The following is a 25,432-nucleotide window of genomic DNA, read 5'->3' on the forward strand; positions in this document are numbered from 1 at the left end:
AAAACTTGTTTGTCAAATTCTTTAAAAAAGACTGCACCAAACGATCCAATCTTTTCATTTTTCTATTTTTTATGCTTGGGGTTTGCGTAGGTAACCATAGACAACACCACTTACGATTGCTCCTACCAAGACAGAAACGAGGTAAAGGAGAGCATTTGAAGTAAGGGCAATCACGAAGATTCCTCCATGTGGCGCCATGAGTTTGATACCAGTAAGACCAACGAGTCCGCCTGCTACTGCAGAACCAAGGATGAAGCTTGGAATCGCACGAGCTGGGTCAGCGGCACCAAATGGAATAGCTCCCTCAGTGATGAATGACAAGCCCATGATAATATTTGTCAAGCCAGAGTTGCGTTCTTCCTTAGTAAATTTGTCTTTAAAGAGAAGTGTTGCGACAAAGATGGCAAGTGGTGGCACCATTCCTCCAGCCATAACTGCTGCCATAGCTACAGAACCACCTGAAGAAACAGTCGCTGCAAGCGTACCTGTACCAAAGACATAGGCAGCTTTGTTAACTGGTCCACCCATATCGACAGCCATCATTCCACCAAGGACGATACCGAGAAGGACAGCTGAACCGCCTCCAAGACCTCCTAGGAAGTCATTCATAGCAGTGTTGATTGCGGCCATTGGGATATTCACAGCTAGCATGACAAATCCAGTCAAGATTGTTCCAAGAAGTGGCAAGAGAAGAATTGATTTTGCACCTTCAAGTGAACGAGGAACTTTAACGTATTTCTTGATAGCAAGCACTAAAGCACCTGCGATAAATCCACCAACAAGGGCACCTAGGAAACCAGATGAGACACCTGCAAGAGTTGAAGTTGCTTCACCACCTGCGGCATAAGGAATTTTACCAAAGGCAAAACCTTCTTTGGCAATAGCACCAGCCACGAAACCTGCTACCAAACCTGGTTTTTCAGCGATAGAGTAGGCAACATAACCTGCAAAGACTGGAAGCATCAATCCAAAGGCTGCACCACCAATTTTCATGAACATAGAAGCTAACTCATGGTAGGAACCAAGATTACCAAGGTTTTCATTTGGAACACCCAAAGCACCGTCAATCAAGAAGGCAAGGGCAATCATGATACCACCGCCAATAACAAATGGCAACATTTGAGATACACCACTCATCAAGTGTTTGTAGAAGGCACCACCAAGGCTTTGTTTTTCGTTAGAGGCTGTTGCAGCTTTTGCTCCATTAACAGCACGGTAGACTTCAGCAGCTCCTGAAAGAGCCAAGTTGATCAATTCTTCTGTCTTACGAATACCGTCAGCAACTGGACGATTGATCAATGGTTTACCATCGAAACGATCCATTTCTACAGCCTTATCTGCTGCGATGATAACAGCTTTAGCCTTACGAATGTCTTCCGCAGTTAGTTGGTTACCAACACCACTAGCACCGTTGGTTTCGACCTTAATTCCAACACCCATTTCAGCAGCCACTTTTTGAAGGGCTTCCTGAGCCATATAAGTGTGGGCAATACCTGTTGTACAAGCTGTAACAGCCACGATAAAGTCACTAGAGTCATTAGCAGGTACTTGAACAGGCTCTTCAGTTTTTTCGGAAGCTTTGTCAAAAAGTTCAATGACTTGGTCAGCTGATGTTACTTGACGAAGTTTGTCAGCAAAACCGTCTTTCATCAAGTATTGAGACAATTCTGCCAAAGCTGCCAAGTGAGTGTCATTGGCACCTTCTGGAGCTGCAATCATAAAGAAAAGGTCAGTTGGTTGCCCATCCAAGCTCTCATAGTCAACACCCTTGTTTGACTTAGCAAAGAGAACTGTCGCTTCTTTGACAGCAGCGTTTTTGCTGTGAGGCATTGCAATACCATCACCCAAACCTGTAGAAGTCAAAGCTTCACGCGCTAAGATTCCTTCTTTAAAAGTTTCAAAATCTAACACGTATCCGTGCTCTACCAAGCTATGAATCATTTCTTCGATAGCTGCTGTTTTTTCAGTTGCCTGCAAATCCAGCAACATGACATCTTTTCTCAATAGGTCTTGAATTTTCATCGTTTTTCTACCTCAACTTTTTCATATGTTTCTTTAATAAATTCTGCCGTTGCCAAGTCATCTGAGAAGGTCGTTGCCGTTCCGCAAGCCACTCCCCATTTGAAGGCTTCTACTGCGTCTTTTGATTTGACAAATTCACCTGTGAATCCAGCAACCATAGAATCACCAGCCCCAACTGAATTTTTGACTGTTCCTTTGATTGGTTTAGCAAAGTATGCTCCCTCAGATGTAACAAGAAGGGCACCGTCACCAGCCATAGAAATAATGACGTTTTGGGCACCTTTAGCCAGCAATTTTCGAGCATGTTTTTCAATTTCATCTAAACTATCGAGTTCAACTTCAAAGATAGCTCCAAGTTCGTAATTATTTGGTTTAACCAAGAGCGGTTGGTAGTCCAAACTATCAATCAAGGTCTGTCCTTCAAAGTCACAAACCACTTGCGCACCCGTTTGACGCGTCAAGGCAATCAAATCCTTGTAGATGACATTGCCTAGATTTTTAGCACTTGAACCAGCAAAGACAACTATATCTTCTACTGTTAAACTAGACAAAATAGCTTTCAATTCTTCTAACTGGGCTGGTTCGACATTTGGACCCCTTCCGTTGATTTCTGTTTCTTGGTCCGCTTTAATCTTGACATTGATACGAGTATCTTCTGCCACTTGGACAAAACGCGTCTCGATTTCCTCCTCTGCCAGAGTATCTGTGATAAATTCACCAGTAAAGCCCCCGATAAATCCCGTCGCTGTATTTGGAATATCCAAACGTTTCAAGACACGACTGACATTGATTCCTTTCCCACCAGCAAACTTATCATCACTGTCCATACGATTGACACTACCGACTTGGACTTGGTCCAAACGAACGATATAGTCAATGGATGGATTGAGTGTGACTGTATAAATCATACTTCTATTACCTCCGTTTTCTCCTTAATAGTCTGCAAGAGCTCATGCCCTTGACTTGTGATAACAATAGCTCGTTTGAGTGGTGCTACCTTGGCAAAGCAAGTTTGTCCAATTTTAGACGAATCCACCAAGACATAGGTCTGTTTGGCATTCTCCAAAATAGCACGCTTCACAGCACCCTCCTCCATATCAGGAGTCGTATAATAGCCATCATCCACACCATTCATCCCGATAAAGGCACGATCAAAGTGCAATTGGTTAATCTGGTTAAGAGCAACGCCTCCGATGCTAGCATCTGTCGCCATCTTGACACTCCCTCCAACCATGACAGTTGGAATCTGCTTTTCAACCAACTGAGCAGCATGGTGAATGGAGTTGGTCACGACTGTGACATTTTTATTAACCAATTCATGAATCAAAAAGGCTGTCGTTGTTCCAGCATCGATAAAGATGACATCTTGTTCCTTGATGAGAGAGGCTGCTTTCTGAGCCAACAACTTCTTCTCTTGAAGGTTTTTGACAGATTTTTCTTGAATGGTTTCTTCTTCCTGCAAGGAATGGGGCAATTCTGCTCCACCATGCACGCGACGAAGCTTGTTTTCCGCTTCCAACTCATCCAAGTCTCTTCGAACCGTTGATTCTGAGGTCTCTAGCAAACTAACTAATTTTTCTAGAGAAACTACATGATGTTGATTTAACTCCTCTAAAATCAGTTGTTTCCGCTCTGTTTTTAACACTGAATCACCTCCTGTTATCGTTTACACTATTCATTCTATCACACTTTCTTTCAAAGTCAAGCATTTTTTATCATTTTCTTTCAAAATCTATCATTTTTCTTATTTCTAGAATTTTTATTGCAAGATAGGGGCCTTTATGGTAGACTATTTGAGTAAGTATTGGAAGATTACTCAAGAGGCTTAAGAGGCCGTGTTGGAAACGCGGTAGGCGTGTAACAGCGTGCGTGGGTTCGAATCCCATGTCTTCCGTTTATTTTAAAAAAGATACCCAAGAAATCTTGGGTATCTTTTTTCTTATATGCTTGTTTTATAACTCGGGTGAATTTCTTAGAAAATATCAAATAACAATTTCACATTGAGAATTGTTAAGATAATGGAAACGATATAGCCAAGGATGGTATTCCATTTGGCATTGGTAAATTCTCCCATCAGTGATTTCTTAGAAGTTAGATAAATCAGTGGGAAGATTGAAAATGGAAGAGCAATCGAAAGAAAGACTTGTGAATAAACCAATAACTGATCCAATGTTTTTTCCTGATGACCAAACAGAACCGCTACAATCATGACAGGCAACAAGGCAAAGAGACGAGTTGCCAAACGAATGAACCATTGAGGTAATCTCATATGCAAGAAACCTTCCATAACGATTTGTCCAGTCAAGGTACCCGTAATTGTCGAATTTTGACCACTGGCTAATAAAGCCAAGGCAAACAAGGTTGATAAGGTCGAGCTAGCTATAGCTCCTGCAATAGTAGAATCCTGCAAGGCATTATACATTTGAGAGAAGGCAGAAATCTCAGATGTATGGCCGAAAAAGAGAGCCGCCCCGAGAATTAATAGAAGGGAGTTAACCACAAAGGCCAAGGATAATTGGAGATTTGAATCCCAGGTCATAAAGCGCACCGCTTTTCGAACATCATCCTTGTCCTTGTGATTGATTTTCCGAGTTTGAGACAAGGAAGAATGCAAATAGAGGTTATGAGGCATAACCGTCGCACCTACAATCCCCAGAGCTAAAGTTAATTGACTTTCATGACCTGGCAAAGGACTCTCAAATAAGGTCGAATTGGGTAAATAACCCTCAACGATTCCTTGGAAGCTTGGATGTGACAAAGCTACCAGATAGGTAAAAATTGCTAGAATGGTTAAAATCAGTGTTGTCACAATAGCTTCAATCTTCTTAAAGCCAAATTTCATCAGAAGCAATAAGAGAAAAACATCCAACACGGTCAAGAGAATTGCTATCATAATCGGAATCTTAAAGAGAAGATTGAGAGCAATCGCTGAACCTAGAACTTCTGCCAGGTCTGTCGCCATCAAGGCCAACTCCAAAATCACCCATAAGCTATAACGAAGCCATTTGGGTGAATGATGACCCGTTGCTTGAGCCAAGTCCATTTGAGTTACAATTCCAAGCTTTCCTGACATCTGCTGAAGCTGCATAGCAATGAGTGATGAAATCAAGATGACAAATAAGAGACTGTACTTATAGGATGCACCTCCAACCACACTGGTTATCCAGTTTCCTGGATCCATATAACCAACTGCGACAAGGGCACCTGGACCCAAGAAGGCCTTTAAATTTTGCCAGAAATGATTGTTATTTGGAGTATCGATAGATTGATTAATCTCAGAGAGTGACACTTTTTTATGAGAAGACATAGATACTTACCTCTTTCTAAACCTACTTTTTCATTATTTTCTATTAGAGAAAAATAAGATTGACTTTAAACTATTAAAACAATGAAAACTATATGAAAAACATTTAGTTTTTTCATTATTTTTCTTAAGGCACCTTAATTATAACAGAAAATATGATAAAAACTTAAGAAAATTCAGGACTTGATTTAATATTTAGGATACAACAAAATGTTGTATTCTTTTTTGCAAAAGAATACCAAAGACAAAAACAAAAAACGTTGATTTAACAACGTTTTACCAAGGAATGCAAAAGAATGCAAAGGAATAATGGAGCCGGTGGGAGTCGAACCCACGTCCAAACACCTGCCAACATATTTGTCTACAACCATAGGTTATGTATTAATTTAACAGTCCCTCGACACATAACTCAAGCCTAGAAACTGCGAGTCTATCAATCTCTTATCAAGCCGCTAGACAAGACTTAATCGTATCTCGCTAATAATAAGACCTGTCATTGAACACGAGCAATCCAAATCGGGTCACGCCTGCTGGTTTTTAGGCAGCTAGAGCGTAAGAAGTGTTATTTTTTGCAGTTATATTTAACTGAGCGTTTACGTCGCCACACGAGTCGCAAAATATGCCTCATAATGCCTGTCGAATCCGTAACGACCCCAAAAGACAATAAAACCATTATACCTTATCTAACACAAAAATGCAAAAAGGAAATCACTTACCTAAAAAAGATACTATTCGAGAAATTTAGCAAACTGGGAGACTAACTACAACTTTCTCAGTGCATAACTTTACGATTGTGAATAGAGCTTACGAAATCCAATTAACACATACCTAAGATGAAGCTATCTGTTTTTAAGAAATTCACGAAGAGAATTATTCTAAAATACTTTCAGATGAGAAGTTTCCTACTCTCTTTGTTTCAATTCATTTGAGTTTAAAAACTATAAAATCAATCCTTATATTATTCGAACTACGTTTCATTTGCTGTGCTAAAATAAATAAGTTTCATTCGAACTTTAATAGACTATGAAAACCAGTGGAACTTACCCTGACACGGAATTCCACTGGTTTTTTCGATTTTTATCAGATTAACTTCTACTATTTTTAGCTGTGAAAATTAGTTTAGGACTTTAACTTATTTTCAATCTTCTAATCTAAAGGCCACTTCTAGTAAAGAAAAATCATGGTTCTCCTGACTTTTACTTAGCTAATTCTTTTTCTCGTTCTTTCATTATTTTATGATTTTCATACAAACGGGATAAGAACTTAGAAATTTCTTTTAAGATAGAATAAGTTGGCACTGCGACAATCATTCCAACTACACCATAGATATTGCTTGACAACAAAAGTAAAACCAAAATCGTGATTGGATGAACCTTCATAACACTTCCTACAATTCGAGGATATAAGATATTGCCATCTACCTGCTGAACAACAAGCATATAAATCACTGCAATCAGCATTCTATGGGGATCAGTGAATATATTTGCGATGATCATAGGAATCAAACCAATACTTGGCCCCACATAAGGAATTAAATTGGCTACACCAGAAAAAATAGCAAAAACTAAAGCATATTTTAAACCAATAATACTATAGCCAATATAAGCCAAACAACCTATAATGATTGCGTCAATCGAAACTCCACTAATATAGCGAGCAATCGTCGCATTTAAATTCTTTAATAAACCTGCAATATGCAAGCGATCCCTCTTTAGAATCGTTCTTTCAAGCATGGGCAAGAATTTATGTCCATCTAATAAGAAATAAACCAAAAAAACTGGAGTCATAATCAAAATTAAAACAGTACTGATAAGAGCTGACAAGACACTCCCCACACTATTTGATACGCTATTTAGGATATTTTGAAGAATATCAACATAGGATAAGTTTAACTGCTGAATTGTAGCTTCTACATCCAAATTCTGGAGCGCAGGATAATTAGATAAGTCTATGATTAAGTCTTGTACTCGACTATAAATAGTTTGACTAGATATAATCAAACTAGATAACTGATTGACCAAAATCGGTAAGAGATAGACTACCCCAATAACTAGCCCCCAAACCAAAGCACACAAGGTAATTAAAATACCAAGTAAACGATTGAGTTTACAGACTTTATTTAAGAAAGTAACAATAGGGTTTGTCAAATAATAAAGAAACCCCCCTAATAAAAATGGAATCATAATTGTATTAAGTACGCTAACAAAAGGGTTAATCAAAGACCCCATCTGTCTCCATAGGTAAAAGATGATTGTTAAGAGTAAAATTTCTGTGGTCCAAAAAAATAATTTATTTCTACGAAACATGAGTTACCTCCCTCACTCTATTTTACCATATTTTCAAAAAGCTTAACGGATGAATTATTAAAGCAAGAATATTTTTTTTCTTTATGATAGAATAAGACTACTATGAAAAAAATCATTTTAACTCTACTAAGCTTATCCGTAATTGGGTCAGCTTCTACTGTTGCTGCTCAAGATTTTAATGTTGCTGCAAAACATGCTATTGCTGTTGAAGCAAATACTGGAAAAATACTTTATGAAAAAGATGCAACTCAACCTGTCGAAATTGCTTCTATAACAAAACTACTTACCGTTTATCTGGTCTATGAAGCACTCGAAAATGGAAGTATCACACTATCCACCCCAGTAGATATTTCTGATTATCCTTATCAATTGACGACAAATTCTGAAGCCAGTAATGTTCCTATGGAGGCCCGTAATTATACTGTCGAAGAGTTGCTTGAAGCAACTCTGGTATCTAGTGCCAACAGCGCCGCTATTGCCCTAGCTGAGAAAATTGCTGGCTCTGAAAAAAACTTCGTTGATATGATGCGAGCAAAACTCTTGGAATGGGGAATCAAAGATGCCACTGTTGTCAATACAACTGGTCTGAACAACGAAACTCTCGGAGATAACATTTACCCAGGATCTAATAAAGATGATGAAAATAAGCTCAGTGCTTATGATGTCGCTATCGTTGCTCGCAACCTCATCAAAAAATACCCACAAGTCTTGGAAATCACGAAAAAACCTTCTTCTACTTTTGCTGGAATGACAATCACTTCGACCAACTACATGTTAGAAGGTATGCCTGCTTACCGTGGTGGTTTTGATGGACTGAAAACAGGAACAACAGATAAGGCTGGAGAGTCTTTTGTTGGTACTACTGTCGAAAAAGGCATGAGGGTTATCACAGTTGTTTTGAATGCCGATCATCAAGATAATAATCCTTATGCTCGTTTTACAGCTACATCTTCCCTAATGGATTATATTTCTTCTACATTTACACTTCGCAAAATCGTTCAGCAAGGCGATACCTATCAAGATAGCAAAGTCCCTATACAAGATGGAAAAGAAGATACGGTAACTGCAGTGGCCCCAGAGGATATCTATCTAATCGAACGTATTGGAAATCAATCTTCCCAATCTGTTCAATTCACACCTGATTCTAAAGCCATCCTCGCACCACTTGAAGCTGGAACAGTGGTTGGCCATTTGACTTACGAAGACAAGGATTTGATTGGTCAAGGTTACATTACCACAGAACGTCCTAGTTTCGAAATGGTAGCAGAAAAGAAAGTTGAAAAAGCCTTCTTCTTAAAAGTTTGGTGGAATCAGTTTATCCGATTTGTTAATGAGAAATTATAAAAAAATCGCGGTTTAAAATCGCGATTTTTTATTACAAGTTCATCTTCAAAGTCCTTGATTTTTAGTAAATCTAAAATCAAATTTTATCCGACTGATCCTTCCATTTCATAGCTAATCAAGCGGTTCAGCTCAACAGCATACTCCATTGGAAGTTCTTTTGTGAAGGGCTCCACAAATCCCATGACAATCATTTCTGTCGCTTCTGATTCTGACAATCCACGGCTCATGAGGTAATAGAGTTGCTCTTCTGAAATCTTAGAAACCTTAGCTTCATGTTCCAAAGCGACTTGCGAGTTATGAATTTCATTAAATGGAATAGTATCTGATGCTGACAAGTCATCCATGATAATGGTATCACACTCGATGTGAGAAACAGATTTCTTAGAGTTCTTGTTAAAGGTTACTTGACCACGGTAGTCAACCTTACCTCCACCTTTAGCGATGGATTTAGACACAATAGACGAGCTTGTATGTGGAGCATTGTGGATCATCTTGGCACCAGTGTCCTGGTGTTGCCCTGCATTAGCAAAGGCAATAGAAAGCATAGTCCCACGCGCCCCTTCTCCGTCTAGATAAACAGATGGATATTTCATGGTTGTTTTGGCACCCAAGTTCCCATCAATCCACTCAACAGTCGCATCTTTCAAGGCTTTAGCACGTTTCGTTACCAAGTTATAAACGTTGTCAGACCAGTTTTGGATGGTTGTATAACGCATATAAGCTCCATCCAAAGCAAAGATTTCTACAATGGCCGCGTGCAAGCTGTTGCTTGAATAAGTTGGCGCTGTACATCCTTCTACGTAGTGTACGCTTGCTCCCTCATCAACGATAATCAAGGTACGTTCAAACTGACCAGTATTTTCGTTGTTGATACGGAAATAAGTTTGAAGCGGAATATCTACTTTCACCCCTTTTGGTACGTAGATAAAGGTTCCACCTGACCATACTGCCGAGTTAAGGGCTGCCAACTTGTTGTCTGTTGGCGGTACCAACTTAGCAAAGTATTGTTTAAACAAGTCTGGGTATTCCTTGAGGGCAGAATCTGTATCTGTAAAGATAATCCCCAATTTTTGGAACTCTTCCTTCATGTTGTGGTAAACCACTTCTGACTCGTACTGGGCAGAGGCACCGGCTAGATAAGCACGCTCAGCTTCAGGAATCCCGATACGTTCGAAGGTTTCTTTGATTTTTTCTGGAACTTCATCCCATGAACGGGCAGGCTTATCAGATGGCTTTTGGTAGTAAATTAAGTCATCAAAATCAATCTCTGACAAGTCTGCTCCCCAAGTTTGCATAGGCATTTTTTTGAAGGTTTCATAAGACTTTAAACGGAATTCTAGCATCCACTCAGGTTCTCCCTTAGCAGCTGATAGTTCACGAATGACATCTTCGTTCAATCCTTTTCCTGTCGATAGGACAGGCTCTACATCGTCATGGAAACCAAATTTATATTCACCAAGATCAATTGGTTTTGGTTCTACTCTTTCTTCAGCCATAATATCCTTTCTTTCATTCTTCATTTCTAATAGTTCAAAAGACAAAAGAAACTTGTCTTACTTGTTTTCTTGATTTTCAATTGTTTTTTTTAAGGGCATTCCAAGCCAGAGTTGCACACTTAATCCGTTGTGGGAATTTAGCAACACCTGACAAGAAGGCTGCATCACCTAGTTGGTCTTGTCTGTCATCCTTTTGTCCTTGAACCATTTCTGAAAAAATGGTCGCAAGTTCTAAGACTTCTTGCTTGGTCTTGCCTAAAACTGCATCTGTCATCATACTAGCAGAGGCAGTCGAGATGGTACAACCTGAATTTAGAAAAGCGATATCTTCCAAACGGTCCTCTGCATCAAACTTAACAGAAAGATTAATAACATCGCCACAGGTTGGATTGTTGAGACTGATTTGCTCAGCATCTTCCAACTTCCCTTGGTGGTGTGGATTTTTCGAATGGTCTGCTACCACTGCCATATAAAGGCTATCTAGTTTAGAAAGTGCCATTGAAAAACTCCTTTGTCTTTTGTAAGGCATCGACTAGCTTGTCGCAATCTGCCTTGGTATTGTAGATATAAAAACTTGCACGAGCTGTTGCTGGAACATCCAAATACTGGAGCAAGGGTTGCGCACAGTGGTGACCCGCACGAACTGCCACACCTTCATAATCCAAAGCCGTTGCAAGGTCGTGAGGATGAAGGTCGCCTAGGTTAAAAGCAATGACACCTGAACGTTGAGCCAAGTCCCGTGAACCATAAATGGTCAGTCCTTCAATCGCCTGTAATTTCGGAAAGACATAGGCGATCAATTCCTGTTCATGGGCTTCAATGGCATCCATACCAATCGTTTCCAGATAATCAACTGCAGCAGCAAGTCCGATTGCACCAGCCATGTTAGGAGTTCCAGCCTCGAATTTCCAAGGCAATTCCTTCCAGCTAGCAGATTGCTCATAGACGAAATCAATCATCTCACCACCAAATTCAACTGGTGACATTTGTTCCAGATACTTTTCTTTGCCGTAAAGAACACCGATACCAGTCGGACCCGCCATCTTGTGACCTGAAAAGGCAAAGAAGTCCACATCCAAGTCCTGGACATCAATCTTCATATGAGGAGTAGACTGAGCACCATCCACCACCATGATGGCTCCAACTTGGTGGGCCAATTGAGTGATTTCTTTGATTGGATTGACCACACCAAGAACATTTGAGGCGTGAGCAAGGGAGACAAACTTGACTCTATCAGTCAATTTAGCTCGCAAATCATCCATATCCAGAGCTCCATCCTTGAGATAGACATAAACAAGTTCTGCCCCAGTCTTACGGCAGGCTTCTTGCCAAGGAATGATATTGGAATGGTGTTCCATGACAGAAATCAAAACTTGATCTCCCTCAATTAAGACTTCCTCTGCAAAGCGCGCCACCCAGTTCAGACTGGTTGTCGTTCCTCTAGTAAAGAGAACTTCCTTTGTTGAGCCTGCATTGATAAACTTACGAATGGTTTCACGAGCGGCTTCATAAGAAGCTGTCGCCCTTTCTGCCAAGGTATGAACGCCACGATGAACATTGGCATTGTCGTTCTCATAGTAGCGGTTAATCGTCTCCAGAACTGCTAGTGGTTTTTGTGTCGTCGCAGCATTGTCCAAATAGACCAACGGTTCATCGTTGACAATCTGGTCTAAAATTGGAAAATCCTTGCGAATCGCTTCTACATCTAACATCGGCTTCCCCTTAGCGTTTTGACAATTTTTCTTCGATAGTTGCAATCATTTCATCACGAACTTCCTTGACTGGAATCTCAACGATAACGGATCCAAGGAAGCCACGGACAACCAAACGTTCTGCAGTTGCCTTATCCAAGCCACGACTCATGAGGTAGTACATATCTTCTGGATCTACCTGACCGATAGAAGCCGCGTGTCCTGCAGTGACGTCATTTTCATCAATCAAAAGAATTGGATTGGCATCTGAACGCGCTTGGTCTGAAAGCATGAGGACACGACTTTCTTGTTGCGCATCTGCTCCCTTGGCTCCCTTGATAATGTGGCCAATACCATTGAAGGTCAAGGTTGCTTTTTCAAGAATAACCCCATGTTGTAGGATATTTCCGATGGAGTTGCAACCATAGTTAGTTACTCGGGTATCAATCCCTTGTACCTGACGGCCACTTGAAAGAGCTACGACTTTAAGGTCCGCATGGCTACCGTTACCAATCAAGTCGCTGTCAAAGTCCGCAACGACGTTTCCTTCGTTCATAACACCAATCGCCCAGTCAATGCTTGCATCGTTGCCTAATTTACCACGACGGCTAATGTAAGCAGTAACGTTTTCACCTAGACGGTCGATCGCAGCAAACTTCACTTGAGCACCAGAACGTGCAATCACTTCGACAGTGATATTAGCAGTTGCTTTGACACTTCCTTCACCGCGTGACTCTAAACGCTCCAGATAACTAATCTTAGAATTTTTACCAGCGATAATCATAATATGCTTGTTAAACGGCACATCGCTATCGCTGTCTTGGTAGAAAATACCCTCGATTGGTTCTTTAATCTCAACATTATCAGGAATGTAAAGAACAGCACCACTATTGAAATAAGCTGTATGGTAGGCTGCTAATTTATCATCGTCATACTTGACAGATGACATGAAGAATTCCTCAATAAGCTCTGGAATTTCTTCTAAGGCTGAATGGAAGTCTGTGAAGACAACACCCTGTTCAGCCAACTCAACTGGAATTTGCTCAAAAACAGTTTGAGTTCCTACTTGCACCAACTTCAAGTGGTTATCTAGTGCAGTGAAATCTGGAACATTTGCTGATGGCTCGCTTTCTGTAATCGTCCCATCCCCCAGATTCCAACGGTGGAATTTGACACGCTCAATAACTGGTAATTCTAGGCTCTCAATCTTATCAAAAGCTTTTTGACGGAGGTCAGCCAACCAGCTTGGTTCAGCGTGCATTTCTGAAAAAAGTTTAATATTTTCTTTAGTCATTTACTTCTCCTAAAAGATACGAGGGAATTACAATTCTTCCTTGTAGTCGTAGCCAAGTTCTTCAGCTAGTTTTGCGTATCCTTCACGTTCCAAACGTGCAGCCAATTCTGGACCACCAGAAAGGACAACACGACCTTCCATCATCACATGTACCACATCAGGTGTGATGTAGTTCAAAAGACGTTGGTAGTGAGTGATGATCATAGCACCAAAACCTTCACCACGCATGGCATTGACACCTTTTGATACGACTTTAAGAGCGTCAATATCAAGACCTGAGTCAATCTCGTCCAAAAGAGCGAAAGTTGGTTCCAACATCAAGAGTTGAAGAATTTCATTACGTTTTTTCTCACCACCAGAGAAGCCTTCGTTGAGGTAACGCTCTGCCATTTCTTCTTTCATGTTGAGCAATTCCATCTTCTCGTCTAGTTTAGTGATGAACTCGCGAACTGAAATCTTTTCATCATCTTCTTTACCAGCATTCATGGCTGCACGAAGAAATTCAGCGTTGGTAATTCCAGGAATTTCTGATGGGTATTGCATAGCAAGGAAAAGTCCCATACGCGCACGCTCGTCAACTTCCAACTCAAGAATGTTTACGCCATCAAACAAGACTTCACCTTTGGTAACTTCATAGTTAGGGTTCCCCATGATAGCGGCAGAAAGAGTCGATTTACCTGTACCATTTGGTCCCATGATAGCGGCAATTTCTCCTGTTTTCAGGGTCAGGTTCACCCCTTTTAAAATTTCTTTTCCTTCAATCTCAACGTGAAGATCTTTGATCTCTAATACTGACATGATAGTTCCTTTCTTTTTCAAGACTTTTACAGTACTTACTAGAAAAACGTCTGATTTCCCCAGAAATAGAGTAAAAGGTCTATAAATATACTTTTCTAGTATAACAAAAAAAAGCCTAAAAGGCTTTGATTTTGTCTGGAAGCTGAGGGCTAGTCTTTCCTATTAAAATGCTGGTCAATGACATCAACGATTTTGCCCATCACATAACTGACTCGGAAATTTCTAAAGAGTAAAATGGCCCAAAAGGCTGCCATAATATAGCGGCCAGTCATCCAGGCTTCATTGAAAAAATAGGTCTCAGCAGCTGTAAACAGCGCCATAATAATAAATTGTTGTTTATTCATAAATTTATTGTATCATGAAATCTTTCTTTAGTCTTCCTCTACCTTCACTTTATCAGCCAAAAATTCAAATCCTTCTGGAATCAGGCTTTCTTCTGCTTCTTTTTCAGTTTGAGAAGATTTGGCTTTGGCTGAAAAGGCTGCGCGAACTTCTTTCCATTCCTCCATGGAAATGGCTAAAATCTCAGGTGAAAAACCTGCTGCCTGACTGAGAATGTTGCCAAACATAGTGTTGAGATTGTCTCGTTTCATGGTTTGACCAGCATTGAAGTTAGATTCAAAAGCAAGAATGGCATGGTGTTCATTGGCTGCAACCGGTTGAGAACCAACTAGTAGAGCCTTATCAGGACCTCCAAGACTTTCAATCACCTCTCCCCAGGCATTCTGCAAACGAATCAGATTTTGACGTGCTAAATCAGGATTTTCAACGGCCTCTTGTAAGATAGATTGAACTTTATTGCGATCCACACGATAGACTGCTTTGCCTGCTACTGGTCGACTAGGAGCTGGATTTGTTGGCTTGGGTACGGTTCCCACATTTGCAAGTTCTTGCTTAAGACGCGCAACTTCCTGTCTCAATGCAGAAATTTCATGTTCAACTGCCCCAGAAAGAACTGGTTCAGGCTTAATCTCTGCCAAACGGATAGTCATCATCTCAGCATAAATCTTGGGCTGCAAACTAGACTTAATATCCCCTAAACTCGCCGTCGCTAAGCGAATCATTTCAAACAGATTTTCTTGAGGAAAAACTAAATTCTCCACAAAGACTGGACTATGATGAGTGTTTTCTCCCCCTGTTTGAACAATTAACAAATCTCTTAAATAGTGTAAAAGGTCGGTCACAAAACGAGTCATGCTCTTACCATTGTCAAATAGAAGATTTAAGCAAGACAAGGCCTTGGGAACATCCTGTTGAGACAAGGCAGCCACATAATCATCCAAGGCTGATAGACTAATGGTGCCTGTAATTTCTTCAGAAATGGCAGCCGTCAGCTCATTTCCCTGTGTCAAACTCAGGGCTTGATCCAAAATAGACAAGGCGTCTCGCATCCCACCTTCAGCACGTCTGGCAATGATTTCCACAGCCTCTGGTTCAGAACTGATATTTTCTTTTTCTAAAATATAGTAGATATGTTCCTTAATATCCTGTGTCTTAATTGATTTAAACTCAAAACGTTGGACACGGGATAGAATAGTAGCAGGAATCTTGTGCAATTCAGTAGTGGCCAAAATAAAGACTACATTCTGTGTTGGCTCTTCCAGCGTCTTTAGGAGGGCATTAAAAGCCCCTGTAGACAGCATGTGAACCTCATCTATGATATAAACCTTATAACGAGCAAGGCTAGGCGCATAGGTAGATTTATCGCGAATTTCACGGATTTCATCCACCCCATTATTAGAGGCCGCATCCATTTCAATGACATCTTCTAAACTACCGTCCGTCACTGCCTGACAAATATAGCAGTTATTACAAGGTTCACCACCTACTTGATTGGGACAGTTCATAGCCTTAGCAAAAATCTTAGCTACACTGGTTTTTCCTGTTCCACGTGGACCAGAAAAAAGATAGGCATGACTTATTTTCTCTTGTTCTACTGCTTGTTTAAGAGTCTTAGCCACAACTTCTTGACCAACCAACTGGGAGAAGTTTTGACTTCTATATTTTCGATAAAGTGCTTGATACATTAAGATTTTTCCCCAAACATTGTAAAGTCCCATTCTGTCTTTTCAAGCAAAATAGCGACAAATTGTTCCAAATAATCTCGATCCATAGCATCGTAATCCTCAATCTCTGAAGAATCCAAATCCAGAACTCCAAGTAGTTGGCCATTCTTTATCATCGGCACCACAATTTCACTTTTAGCTAGACTGTCACAAGAAATATAGTTGGGATAGGTACTTACATCACCAACCAGGACTGTTTCCTGAAACTCAGCAGCTTCACCACAAACACCCTTGCCTAGTGCAATACGGATGCAGGAAACACCTCCTTGGAAGGGACCTAAAACCAATTCCTTTCCATCAAACAAATAAAAGCCTGAAAATACCGTATTGGAAAAACGTGATTTTAAAAGAGCACTTGCGTTGGAAAGATTAGCCAAAACATTGGTTTCGCCTTCCAAAAGGAAGGACAATTCTTCATTTAACATTTGATAACGTGATTGTTTTTCTGATTTTAACATAGAACTATTATATCAAAAAAGGAGCAGAGACAAAAGAAAAATCCCTTGTTTAGTAAACAAAGGATTTTATGAATTTTCAATTTGATTAAAGTTCGATATCACCGAACAAGTCAGCCATTGAGAATCCTGTTTGTGTTTCTGGAAGTTCGAAATCACGTTTTTCTTGACGTTTTGGACGACGTGGACGAGCAGCACGTTTTTCTTCTTTTTGTCCTTCTTCTTGAGCTGGACGCTCTTCAAGAGCTTTAATAGAAAGTGATACGCGCTCTGCATCTGCGTTAACTTCAAGAACTTTAACTTGAACTTCTTGACCAACTTTAAGAGCTTCTTTTGGATTTTCAATACGTTTGTGTGAAATTTGTGATACGTGAACAAGTCCATCGATACCTGGCAATACTTCAACAAATGCACCGAAGTCAGTCAAACGTTTAACTGTTCCTTCAACTACATCACCTTTAGCCAATTTTTGCTCAACGCCATCCCATGGTCCAGGTGTTGTTGCTTTAAGTGAAAGTGATACACGTCCTTCTTCTTCGTTAAGATCAAGGATTTTCACTTCAATTTCTTCACCAACAGTTACAACTGATTTTGGTGATACGTTACGTTCGTGTGACAATTCAGTCAAGTGAACCAATCCGTCAACACCACCAAGGTCGATGAAAGCACCAAAGCTTGTGATACGTGCAACTTTACCAGTTACAACATCACCAACAGCCAATTTACCAAATACTTCAGCGCGAGCCGCTGCTGTAGCTGCTTCAACAACTTCACGACGTGAAAGGATGAAGCGGTTTTCTTTAGCGTCAACTTCTTTGATTTTAGCCTCAAATTCTTGACCTACAAAACGCTCAGTGTTACGTACGAAACGAGTATCCAACATTGAAGCTGGAATAAATCCACGAACACCTTCAAATTCTACTGAAAGTCCACCTTTAACGGCACGAGTTCCTTTAACAGTAACAACTTCTTCTTCACGACCAACAAGTTTGTCCCATGCTTTGCGAGCTTCAAGGCGTTTTTTAGATACAAGGTATGTAACTGTATCAGTATCTTTACCAACTACTTGACGAAGTACAAGAACATCCAATACTTCTCCTACTTTAACAAAGTCATTGATATCTGCATCGCGATCGTTTGTCAATTCGCGAAGAGTCAAGACACCTTCAACACCAGTTCCAGAGATTGCAACGTTAGCTTGAGTCGCATCAACTGTCAATACTTCAGCACTAACAACATCACCAGTTTCAACTTGGCTAACGCTATTTAGCAAATCTTCAAATTCGTTCATCTAAAAAATCCTCCAACAATCAAGTTTTTCTTAAACTTGACATACTTATAATTTTTTTCCTAAGCACCCGCAAGGACATGTTCATATCATTCACGTCTTTCAATTATAAAAATAAAATACCCTAAGATATTTTGCTTTTTATCTTGATTATTACCTAAGAACTGGGGTAGCTGGATTCGAACCAACGCATGAGGGAGTCAAAGTCCCTTGCCTTACCGCTTGGCTATACCCCATTGATAAAATGGAGAGAGAGGGATTCGAACCCCCGAACCCGAAGGAGCGGATTTACAGTCCGCCGCGTTTAGCCTCTTCGCTATCTCTCCTACAATCAACATGGACTATTATATCATGAAAATTTCAAAAAAACAAGACTTATTTTGCTAAATTATAATTTTCAATCAAAATTTCTATAGCTTTTTCCAATTTTTTATAAAAACTATCGACATTCCTATTCTTTATGATGGCAAATTGTCCATCTAATTCGGCAATTTCTCCGATAACTTTTTTACCGATAGTCAAGGTATAGCCTTCAAAACTGTCTTTTCCTACATTAACTTTGGCATCTGCTACTTGAATTTCAATTTTTTTATCTTTCTTACTCATTTCATACCTCTCTTCACTTTTTCTATTTTACAAGAAAATCCTAAAACTAGCAAGAAAAAACTCTATATCAGGCTTGTCTGACATAGAGTTTTCTACTTTATTTAATATGCTTTTCTAGTTCTTTTTGGTACTTACTATTTGATTCCAATTTTTCTTTTTGCCATTTTTTAAGAGCTTCGTCATATTCTTTTGTTGTAACAATATCTTTTTGCAATTTCATTCCTTTAAAGATATATGGATCCCCCTTAATACCAACTTGTGAGTATGGTTTTGAGAATGGTACTACGTTACTTACAACTGGAGAACCACCAGATGAAGCTGTTGGCATCAATAATGAACTATCTGTCAACCAAGCTTGAGCTTTGGCATATTTTTCATATCTCTTCTCTAAGTCAGTGGTCTCAGAAACAGCATCTTCTAACAACTTCTTATATTGATCCAAACCAAGTTTAGCGACAACATCCTTATCTTTTCCTTTCGTAATACCAAGGTGTTTCATAGCAGAACCAGATTTTGGATCCATAATATTCAAGTAAGACGCTGGATCTTGATAGCTTGGAGCCCATCCTGTACTATTCAAATCATAGTCTTTTTGAGAAGGAACACGCGCTTGTGATGTAATCGTTTCTTTTTCATTATCTGTCATTTGAAGTACATCGATGACAACATTTTCAGCCCCAAGAGTTGATTCAATAGACTGTTTGAAAGAGTTGCTTTGTTGAACGGCGATAGTATCTGTTTGTTCAACCGGGACATCCAAGTGAATTGGGAAGGTTACCCCTTTAGATTCCAAGTCTTTCTTAGCTTTTTCGAAAGCAACTTTAGCCTTTTCAGGGTTGTAGATAGAATCTTTACCGTCAACTAGCTCAACACCTTTCCATTGGTCACCATAGTTCACCAACTCTGCTTGAGCGATTTGACCAAAGTTCTTACCACCTGCTTGTACGAAGTTATCTGGAACAAGGCTGTTACGAATAATCTTGTCCGCACCATCTTCACCGTTTAGCTGGGCAGCATAAGAATGACGGTTGAAGGCAAAGTTGATAGCCTGACGGAAGTCCTTATTAAGCATAGCTTCTTTTGTAGAAGTCTTTTGCTCTTCGCTTGTTTTCGCAGTTTTATTGTATGACTGACGATTTACGTTAAAAGTAAAGTAATAACTACTTGAATCCTGTGGGCTATAAGTGATTTTATCTCCGTATTGTTCCAAAGTTGAAGCAAAGTTTGAACTACTTGGGAAGAGACGGGCTGTCGTATAAGCACCAGAGGAGAAGCTACGGATCAAAGACTCCTGATCTGAACCATCGTAGTAGGTCAATTTAATCTTCTCAATTTTAACATTTTCTTTATCCCAGTAATTTGGATTTTTTTCATATTCAATCAACGATTTAGAAGTCAATGTTTTTAAGAAATAAGGACCATTGTAGAGAATACCTGCTGGGCTAACCTCTCCGTAATTCTTTCCTGATGCCTTTAAAAACTCTTCATTTACAGGCAACATCGTCGCTGTGGTCACTTTTGAATTCCAGAAACTTTCTGGCGCATTCAATGTATACTCAACTGTGTAGTCATCCAAAGCTTTAACACCAACTGTAGAGAAATCATTGGTTTCACCAGTCATGTAGGCGTCTAAGCCTTTAATTGAATTTTGGATGAGAGACACACCGTCTGACTTACCATCAGCGACGTGTTTTAGTCCTGTCACAAAGTCATGGGCTGTTACTTCTGCGTATTCTTCGCCTTCTGATGTGTACCATTTCACTCCTTTACGAAGTTTATAGGTATAAGTCAATCCATCTTTTGAGACAGACCAATCCTCAGCCAAAGAAGGAATAACATTTCCGTATTGGTCGTTTTCCATCAAACCATCAACCACATTCCCGATGACATCTGTTGTAGATGTACGAGTCGCTATACTATAGTCCAAAGATGCAGGATCTACTGCATAGACATAAGAAAATGTTGTCGGTGCATCTGCTTCTTTATCAGCTTTTCCACAAGCTACTAAAAAAGCTGTTGTACTCAGGACTAGTCCTGCTGTTAAGAGCCACTTTTTCGATTTCATAAAAAATCTCCTTTAGTTTATTTTAATCTACTTTTACAATCCAACCTTCTGGCGCTTCAATATCACCAAACTGAATTCCTGTCAATTCATCATAAAGTTTACGAGTCACAGGACCTACTTCTGTTTCACTATAGAAAACATGGAAATCATCACCGTGTTGAATACCTCCAATTGGAGAAATAACCGCTGCTGTACCACAAGCACCTGCCTCTACAAAACGATCCAGGTTATCAATTGGGACATCCCCCTCAATAGGAGTTAAGCCCAAGCGGTGTTCTGCCAAATAAAGCAAAGAATACTTAGTAATAGATGGCAAGATAGATGGACTCAATGGTGTTACAAATTCATTATCAGCTGTAATTCCAAAGAAGTTAGCTGAACCGACTTCTTCGATCTTTGTATGAGTGGAAGGATCTAGGTAGATAACATCTGAGAAATGACGTGACTTGGCCAATTTCCCTGGCAAGAGACTTGCAGCATAGTTTCCACCAACCTTAGCCGCACCTGTACCATTTGGCGCTGCACGGTCGTATTCATCCTGAATCAAGAAGTTAGTTGGAACCAAACCACCCTTAAAGTAATTTCCAACTGGCATAGCAAATATGGTGAAAATGTATTCTTCTGCTGGTTTTACCCCAATAATATCTCCGACACCAATCAAAAGAGGGCGAAGATATAGGGTCCCACCTGTTCCGTATGGTGGTACGTATTCTTCATTTGCGCGGACAACTGCTTTACAAGCTTCTACAAATATTTCTGTTGGAACTTGTGGCATCAAGAGACGGTCACAGGTACGTTGCAAGCGTTTAGCATTTTCATCAGGACGGAACAGTTGAACACTGCCATCCTTAGTACGATAAGCTTTCAAACCTTCAAATGCTTGTTGTCCATAGTGAAGACTTGGAGAAGACTCTGAAATATGCAAGGTTGCATCCTCTGTAAGCTCTCCTTGATCCCATTGTCCATTTTTAAAATGAGCAATATAGCGATAAGGTAATTTCATATAGGAAAAACCGAGATTTTCCCAATCAATCGTTACTGTCATATTCCACTCCTTATTCTAAAAATCTATTTCTTATATTCTACACTATTTTTCTAAAATAGCAAGTATATTTTGTAATTTTCAGAAAATTTCTTCAATAAAAAGAACCAGCTCTTAGAACTGATTCTTCATTTCACTTATTTAGCTTCAGTAAATACTTCTTTAAGGTAAGCGTCAAAAACTTCTTCATCTGAAATCGTGTCAGAGATGAAGCTACCGTTACTTGTGCGTTCTGACAAATTCAAGTCTTGCAATCGACTTTCATAGATTGTTCCTTTGTTAGATTGAACAAGCAGAGTTTGGTCATTCTCGTCCACTTCTGTACTAAAGAGGTCACCAACGAAGCCTTGTTCTGCAACTGCTCCTGCCAAGAAGACACGGTGCGGTTTGTTTTTCAACTCACGCAAGACTTGAAGTCCTCGTTTGGCACGGCTGGTTGCTGGAATTTCCTCAACAGAAACACGTTTCAAACTTCCACGCTGAGTCAAGAGGTAGAAAGATGATGTATTGCAAATAAAGGCTGCTTGGAGGACACCATCTTCTTTCAAATTCATAGCCTTGACACCTGCAGCCTTGGCACCTACAACCGGAACCTCTTCGATATTGAAACGCAGAGCATAACCGTTTTGGCTAATCAAGAGAATATCATCTAGTTTAATCGGAGCCACTGCTACAATCTGGTCTGTCTCGTCTTTGAGCTTAGCATACTTGACAGACTTAGATTTATAGGTCCGCCATGGGGTGAATTCTTTTCGTTCTACACGCTTGATTTGACCGAGACGAGTCGCCGCAAAATAGGTTGTCGCATCAGCGAACTGTTCCAGTACTTCCGCATAAAGAATTTCTTCATTCGCTTCAAAATTTGTAATGGTCTGGCTCAGGTGCTCTCCGATGTCCTTCCAACGAATATCTGCCAATTCATGGATTGGTCTGTAGATGACATTTCCAAGACTTGTGAACATCAAGAGGTGCTGGGTTGTCTTGGCAGATTGAACAAAAATCAAACGATCGTCATCACGTTTGCCAATTTCTTCCAGAGTGGAAGCCGCAAAGGAACGTGGGCTGGTACGCTTGATGTAACCTGCCTTGGTCACGCTGACGTAGGTATCTTCCTCTGCAATCAGACTAGCTGTATCAATCTCGATTACTTTCGCAGTGTCTTCTAAGCTACTCAAACGCGGAGTCGCAAACTTCTTCTTAACCTCACGAAGTTCTTTCTTCATGAGATTGTACATAGTCCGTTCATCCCCGATAATAGCAGCAAGCATGGCAATCTTTTCACGAAGTTCGGCTTCTTCTTCCTGTAAGACAACCACATCGGTATTGGTCAAACGGTACAGTTGCAAGGTTACGATAGCCTCAGCCTGCTCTTCTGTAAAATCATAGCTGACCTTGAGATTTTCCTTGGCATCAGCCTTATTCTCAGAAGCACGGATAAGCGCAATGACTTCGTCCAAAATCGAAATCACGCGAATCAAACCTTCGACGATATGGAGACGTTTTTCAGCCTTTTCCTTATCAAAGCGTGAACGCGCCAAAATCACTTCACGACGGTGGGCAATATAGCTAGACAAGATTGGAACGATCCCAACCTGACGAGGTGTGAAATTGTCAATCGCCACCATGTTGAAGTTGTAGTTGATTTGTAGGTCAGTGTACTTGAAAAGGTAGTTGAGAACAAGCTCCGTATTAGCGTCTTTCTTAAGTTCAATAGCGATACGAAGACCATCACGGTCAGACTCATCACGAACCTCAGCGATTCCTGCTACCTTGTTATTGACACGGACTTCATCGATTTTCTTGACTAGATTGGCCTTATTAATCTCATAGGGAATCTCAGTGACAACAATTTGTTCCTTACCACCTTTTAGCTTTTCAATTTCGGTCTTGGAACGAACAACCACGCGCCCTTTTCCGGTTTCATAAGCTTTCTTGATTTCATCACGTCCTTGGATGATAGCTCCTGTAGGGAAATCTGGCCCAGGCAAGAATTCCATGAGTTTTTCAACTTTGGCCGTTGGATGGTCAATCATGTAAACCGCCGCATCAATGACCTCAGCCAAATTATGGGGAGGAATGTCTGTGGCATATCCAGCCGAAATACCAGTCGAACCATTGACCAAAAGATTTGGAAAGGCTGCTGGCAGAACAGTCGGCTCTTTTTCGGTGTCATCAAAGTTCCAAGCAAAAGGAACGGTCTTTTTCTCGATATCTTGAAGAAGGTAGCCTGCAATCTCAGACAAACGCGCCTCAGTATAACGCATAGCCGCAGGCGGATCACCGTCCATAGAACCGTTATTACCGTGCATTTCGACTAGAATCTCACGATTTTTCCAGTCCTGTGACATACGGACCATGGCATCATAGATGGAACTGTCACCGTGTGGGTGAAAATTCCCCATGATATTCCCGACAGACTTGGCCGACTTGCGGTAGCTCTTGTCAAAAGTATTGCCATCCTTATTCATCGAATAAAGAATGCGACGCTGAACCGGCTTCAAGCCATCCCGAATATCTGGCAAGGCCCGGTCTTGAATAATGTACTTGGAGTAGCGACCAAAGCGCTCTCCCATAATGTCCTCAAGGGACATGTTTTGAATGTTACTCATATAGGATACAGAGCCCGTAAAATACCAAGTGAAAATAGAAAATTCTTGAAGTAAGCAAGCTCACAAGAGAATTTATCTTTTTCACCCAGCATTTAGGGCGTGTTCAACTCCTTTCAAAGAATATAGAGTAGGTTTTTACAGAAAAGGTGTTCAGTTAAGATATAAAGGGACGATTCGGCTTGCCGAAAATTTCTGTAGAAAAATAGGAAATCGATATAGGGTTCAATGAACCCAAGTAGATTTCTCTTGTTTCCTAAGTCTTAGTCCCGTGTTCAGTTACGATAAGTAACCAAACTATCCTTTCTGTAGTTTAAAGTGTTTAAAATTTATTGATTCGGTTAGTATTAAGGAATTTTCACATAGCATTTAGGGCGTGTTCAACTCCTTTCGAAGAATGGAGAGTAAATATTATGGAAAAAGAAAAAATATAGAGTAAGTGAGTTTCACCCAATTCCTGTATCGTCATTTCCACTTGAAGTGTCTACTTCACAAATCCTCGTTTATACTTGATATGACTAGCGATATTGCTATCTACATCTTTCTTATCCCAAAGTTGGAGTTCCCATGGATAGTGAAAATTACTTTTATTTTTAAAATAGATATGAATACCGACATAGCCATCTTTATCACGTAAATACCAGTTTTTTAGTCCGTACAGCTCTTGCCAATCATCTAATTCCTCCATGACTTGAGCAATCTCTTTGGAACTTAAAATCATACGAGCACCAAAAATATCATTAAGAATTGAATTCACAGGATAGCCCTCTTGACGCTCTGAAAAACGTGTAATTTTATCTAAAATAGACTCAGAAGTTTTGACACGATAAACATAGGCAATATCTTGGACATCCGCTTTCATCAGATAATCATTAATTGACTCATGTAAATTCAGACGGTAGGCCAAAATCGCTTTCGTCGGAACTTTTGAAAAGGTATGCTTGAGATTGATTTTTTCCACCTTACCCGTTTTAAAATAATCTTTAGAATATTCTCGATGAATACGATTAATCTCTGTAATGAGGCGTTCCACTTTTTCAATCATGAGT

The 25,432-nt window shown here is 40.1% G+C and carries 19 protein-coding genes, 3 tRNA genes, 1 other RNA gene and 1 pseudogene; 2 read left to right on the forward strand and 22 right to left on the reverse strand.

Annotated features, from left to right (window positions below; translation table 11 throughout):
• Nucleotides 1–69 precede the first annotated feature (69 nt).
• The 3 genes from HT725_RS00435 to HT725_RS00445 are packed head-to-tail and all read right to left on the reverse strand — an operon-like array spanning nucleotide 70 to nucleotide 3,667.
• On the reverse strand, nucleotides 70–2,022 hold the full coding sequence (locus HT725_RS00435; protein WP_173252856.1) for a fructose-specific PTS transporter subunit EIIC: 1,953 nt from the start codon (nucleotides 2,020–2,022) through the stop codon (nucleotides 70–72).
• Complete coding sequence (gene pfkB, locus HT725_RS00440) at nucleotides 2,019–2,930, reverse strand: 1-phosphofructokinase (RefSeq protein ID WP_173252857.1); 912 nt, start codon at nucleotides 2,928–2,930, stop codon at nucleotides 2,019–2,021. The genes HT725_RS00435 and pfkB overlap by 4 nt, the downstream gene beginning before the upstream one ends.
• Nucleotides 2,927–3,667 carry a DeoR/GlpR family DNA-binding transcription regulator gene (locus HT725_RS00445; protein ID WP_004258386.1) on the reverse strand — a complete coding sequence of 247 codons (741 nt, stop codon included), beginning with the start codon at nucleotides 3,665–3,667 and terminating at the stop codon, nucleotides 2,927–2,929. The genes pfkB and HT725_RS00445 overlap by 4 nt, the downstream gene beginning before the upstream one ends.
• A 161-nt stretch (nucleotides 3,668–3,828) precedes the next feature.
• Between HT725_RS00445 and HT725_RS00450 the strand changes: the two genes are divergently transcribed.
• A tRNA-Ser gene (locus HT725_RS00450) sits at nucleotides 3,829–3,916 on the forward strand.
• A 78-nt stretch (nucleotides 3,917–3,994) separates the two neighbouring features.
• Here the strand turns inward: HT725_RS00450 and HT725_RS00455 are convergent.
• From HT725_RS00455 to cozE, 3 genes are all read right to left on the reverse strand, one after another.
• Nucleotides 3,995–5,329: an Nramp family divalent metal transporter gene (locus HT725_RS00455; RefSeq protein ID WP_173252858.1), complete on the reverse strand. Its 1,335-nt coding sequence runs from the start codon at nucleotides 5,327–5,329 to the stop codon at nucleotides 3,995–3,997.
• A gap of 304 nt (nucleotides 5,330–5,633) precedes the next feature.
• Nucleotides 5,634–5,981: a transfer-messenger RNA gene (gene ssrA / locus HT725_RS00460) on the reverse strand.
• 541 nt (nucleotides 5,982–6,522) lie between these two features.
• On the reverse strand, nucleotides 6,523–7,632 hold the full coding sequence (cozE, locus tag HT725_RS00465; RefSeq protein ID WP_173252859.1) for a cell elongation protein CozE: 1,110 nt from the start codon (nucleotides 7,630–7,632) through the stop codon (nucleotides 6,523–6,525).
• 102 nt (nucleotides 7,633–7,734) lie between these two features.
• On the opposite strand from cozE, the gene pbp3 reads away from it, so the two are divergent.
• A complete protein-coding gene (pbp3, locus tag HT725_RS00470) occupies nucleotides 7,735–8,976 on the forward strand; it encodes a D-alanyl-D-alanine carboxypeptidase PBP3 (protein ID WP_173252860.1) in 1,242 nt (413 codons plus the stop codon).
• Nucleotides 8,977–9,059: 83 nt separating this feature from the next.
• Here pbp3 and sufB read toward each other — a convergent pair whose 3' ends face one another.
• From sufB to HT725_RS00550, 16 genes and pseudogenes are all read right to left on the reverse strand, one after another.
• Complete coding sequence (gene sufB, locus HT725_RS00475) at nucleotides 9,060–10,472, reverse strand: Fe-S cluster assembly protein SufB (protein ID WP_000797053.1); 1,413 nt, start codon at nucleotides 10,470–10,472, stop codon at nucleotides 9,060–9,062.
• A 57-nt stretch (nucleotides 10,473–10,529) separates the two neighbouring features.
• Nucleotides 10,530–10,971: pseudogene (sufU, locus tag HT725_RS00480) on the reverse strand (Fe-S cluster assembly sulfur transfer protein SufU).
• Nucleotides 10,958–12,184: a cysteine desulfurase gene (locus HT725_RS00485; protein ID WP_173252862.1), complete on the reverse strand. Its 1,227-nt coding sequence runs from the start codon at nucleotides 12,182–12,184 to the stop codon at nucleotides 10,958–10,960. Before HT725_RS00485 ends, sufU begins: the two are co-directional and overlap by 14 nt.
• A gap of 10 nt (nucleotides 12,185–12,194) precedes the next feature.
• Complete coding sequence (gene sufD / locus HT725_RS00490; protein ID WP_173252863.1) at nucleotides 12,195–13,457, reverse strand: Fe-S cluster assembly protein SufD; 1,263 nt, start codon at nucleotides 13,455–13,457, stop codon at nucleotides 12,195–12,197.
• Between the two features lie 27 nt (nucleotides 13,458–13,484).
• Nucleotides 13,485–14,255: a Fe-S cluster assembly ATPase SufC gene (gene sufC / locus HT725_RS00495; RefSeq protein WP_000114489.1), complete on the reverse strand. Its 771-nt coding sequence runs from the start codon at nucleotides 14,253–14,255 to the stop codon at nucleotides 13,485–13,487.
• Between the two features lie 149 nt (nucleotides 14,256–14,404).
• The gene (locus HT725_RS00500; protein ID WP_001041547.1) at nucleotides 14,405–14,599 is read right to left on the reverse strand and encodes a DUF3272 domain-containing protein; all 195 of its coding nucleotides are present in this window, start codon (nucleotides 14,597–14,599) and stop codon (nucleotides 14,405–14,407) included.
• A gap of 27 nt (nucleotides 14,600–14,626) precedes the next feature.
• Nucleotides 14,627–16,282 (reverse strand): DNA polymerase III subunit gamma/tau, encoded by a 1,656-nt coding sequence (gene dnaX / locus HT725_RS00505; protein ID WP_173252864.1) that lies wholly within the window; start codon nucleotides 16,280–16,282, stop codon nucleotides 14,627–14,629.
• The gene (locus HT725_RS00510; protein WP_173252865.1) at nucleotides 16,282–16,779 is read right to left on the reverse strand and encodes a GAF domain-containing protein; all 498 of its coding nucleotides are present in this window, start codon (nucleotides 16,777–16,779) and stop codon (nucleotides 16,282–16,284) included. Before HT725_RS00510 ends, dnaX begins: the two co-directional genes overlap by 1 nt.
• An 85-nt stretch (nucleotides 16,780–16,864) precedes the next feature.
• Nucleotides 16,865–18,067 carry a 30S ribosomal protein S1 gene (rpsA, locus tag HT725_RS00515; RefSeq protein ID WP_050142076.1) on the reverse strand — a complete coding sequence of 401 codons (1,203 nt, stop codon included), beginning with the start codon at nucleotides 18,065–18,067 and terminating at the stop codon, nucleotides 16,865–16,867.
• Between the two features lie 161 nt (nucleotides 18,068–18,228).
• A tRNA-Gln gene (locus tag HT725_RS00520) sits at nucleotides 18,229–18,300 on the reverse strand.
• Between the two features lie 9 nt (nucleotides 18,301–18,309).
• Nucleotides 18,310–18,390: transfer RNA gene (locus HT725_RS00525), tRNA-Tyr, on the reverse strand.
• 49 nt (nucleotides 18,391–18,439) lie between these two features.
• Entirely contained in the window at nucleotides 18,440–18,670 is a 231-nt protein-coding gene (locus tag HT725_RS00530; RefSeq protein WP_173252866.1) for a DUF2969 domain-containing protein, read from the reverse strand.
• Nucleotides 18,671–18,767: 97 nt separating this feature from the next.
• Entirely contained in the window at nucleotides 18,768–20,735 is a 1,968-nt protein-coding gene (locus HT725_RS00535) for a peptide ABC transporter substrate-binding protein (protein ID WP_173252867.1), read from the reverse strand.
• Between the two features lie 22 nt (nucleotides 20,736–20,757).
• The gene (locus HT725_RS00540; protein WP_173252868.1) at nucleotides 20,758–21,780 is read right to left on the reverse strand and encodes a branched-chain amino acid aminotransferase; all 1,023 of its coding nucleotides are present in this window, start codon (nucleotides 21,778–21,780) and stop codon (nucleotides 20,758–20,760) included.
• Between the two features lie 134 nt (nucleotides 21,781–21,914).
• Nucleotides 21,915–24,386 (reverse strand): DNA topoisomerase IV subunit A, encoded by a 2,472-nt coding sequence (gene parC, locus HT725_RS00545; RefSeq protein WP_173252869.1) that lies wholly within the window; start codon nucleotides 24,384–24,386, stop codon nucleotides 21,915–21,917.
• A gap of 481 nt (nucleotides 24,387–24,867) precedes the next feature.
• Nucleotides 24,868–25,428 (reverse strand): GTP pyrophosphokinase, encoded by a 561-nt coding sequence (locus HT725_RS00550; protein ID WP_173217573.1) that lies wholly within the window; start codon nucleotides 25,426–25,428, stop codon nucleotides 24,868–24,870.
• Nucleotides 25,429–25,432: the final 4 nt, after the last annotated feature.

This window comes from Streptococcus sp. 2579, from assembly GCF_013277195.1.
GTDB lineage: Bacteria > Bacillota > Bacilli > Lactobacillales > Streptococcaceae > Streptococcus.

Bases quoted from the DNA above. Each gene is read 5' to 3' on its own strand.
- HT725_RS00435 (WP_173252856.1), bottom strand. From the start codon at position 2,022: ATGAAAATTCAAGACCTATTGAGAAAAGATGTCATGTTGCTGGATTTG.
- pfkB (WP_173252857.1), bottom strand. From the start codon at position 2,930: ATGATTTATACAGTCACACTCAATCCATCCATTGACTATATCGTTCGT.
- HT725_RS00455 (WP_173252858.1), bottom strand. From the start codon at position 5,329: ATGTCTTCTCATAAAAAAGTGTCACTCTCTGAGATTAATCAATCTATC.
- cozE (WP_173252859.1), bottom strand. From the start codon at position 7,632: ATGTTTCGTAGAAATAAATTATTTTTTTGGACCACAGAAATTTTACTC.
- pbp3 (WP_173252860.1), top strand. From the start codon at position 7,735: ATGAAAAAAATCATTTTAACTCTACTAAGCTTATCCGTAATTGGGTCA.
- sufB (WP_000797053.1), bottom strand. From the start codon at position 10,472: ATGGCTGAAGAAAGAGTAGAACCAAAACCAATTGATCTTGGTGAATAT.
- HT725_RS00485 (WP_173252862.1), bottom strand. From the start codon at position 12,184: ATGTTAGATGTAGAAGCGATTCGCAAGGATTTTCCAATTTTAGACCAG.
- sufD (WP_173252863.1), bottom strand. From the start codon at position 13,457: ATGACTAAAGAAAATATTAAACTTTTTTCAGAAATGCACGCTGAACCA.
- sufC (WP_000114489.1), bottom strand. From the start codon at position 14,255: ATGTCAGTATTAGAGATCAAAGATCTTCACGTTGAGATTGAAGGAAAA.
- HT725_RS00500 (WP_001041547.1), bottom strand. From the start codon at position 14,599: ATGAATAAACAACAATTTATTATTATGGCGCTGTTTACAGCTGCTGAG.
- dnaX (WP_173252864.1), bottom strand. From the start codon at position 16,282: ATGTATCAAGCACTTTATCGAAAATATAGAAGTCAAAACTTCTCCCAG.
- HT725_RS00510 (WP_173252865.1), bottom strand. From the start codon at position 16,779: ATGTTAAAATCAGAAAAACAATCACGTTATCAAATGTTAAATGAAGAA.
- rpsA (WP_050142076.1), bottom strand. From the start codon at position 18,067: ATGAACGAATTTGAAGATTTGCTAAATAGCGTTAGCCAAGTTGAAACT.
- HT725_RS00530 (WP_173252866.1), bottom strand. From the start codon at position 18,670: ATGAGTAAGAAAGATAAAAAAATTGAAATTCAAGTAGCAGATGCCAAA.
- HT725_RS00535 (WP_173252867.1), bottom strand. From the start codon at position 20,735: ATGAAATCGAAAAAGTGGCTCTTAACAGCAGGACTAGTCCTGAGTACA.
- HT725_RS00540 (WP_173252868.1), bottom strand. From the start codon at position 21,780: ATGACAGTAACGATTGATTGGGAAAATCTCGGTTTTTCCTATATGAAA.
- parC (WP_173252869.1), bottom strand. From the start codon at position 24,386: ATGAGTAACATTCAAAACATGTCCCTTGAGGACATTATGGGAGAGCGC.
- HT725_RS00550 (WP_173217573.1), bottom strand. From the start codon at position 25,428: ATGATTGAAAAAGTGGAACGCCTCATTACAGAGATTAATCGTATTCAT.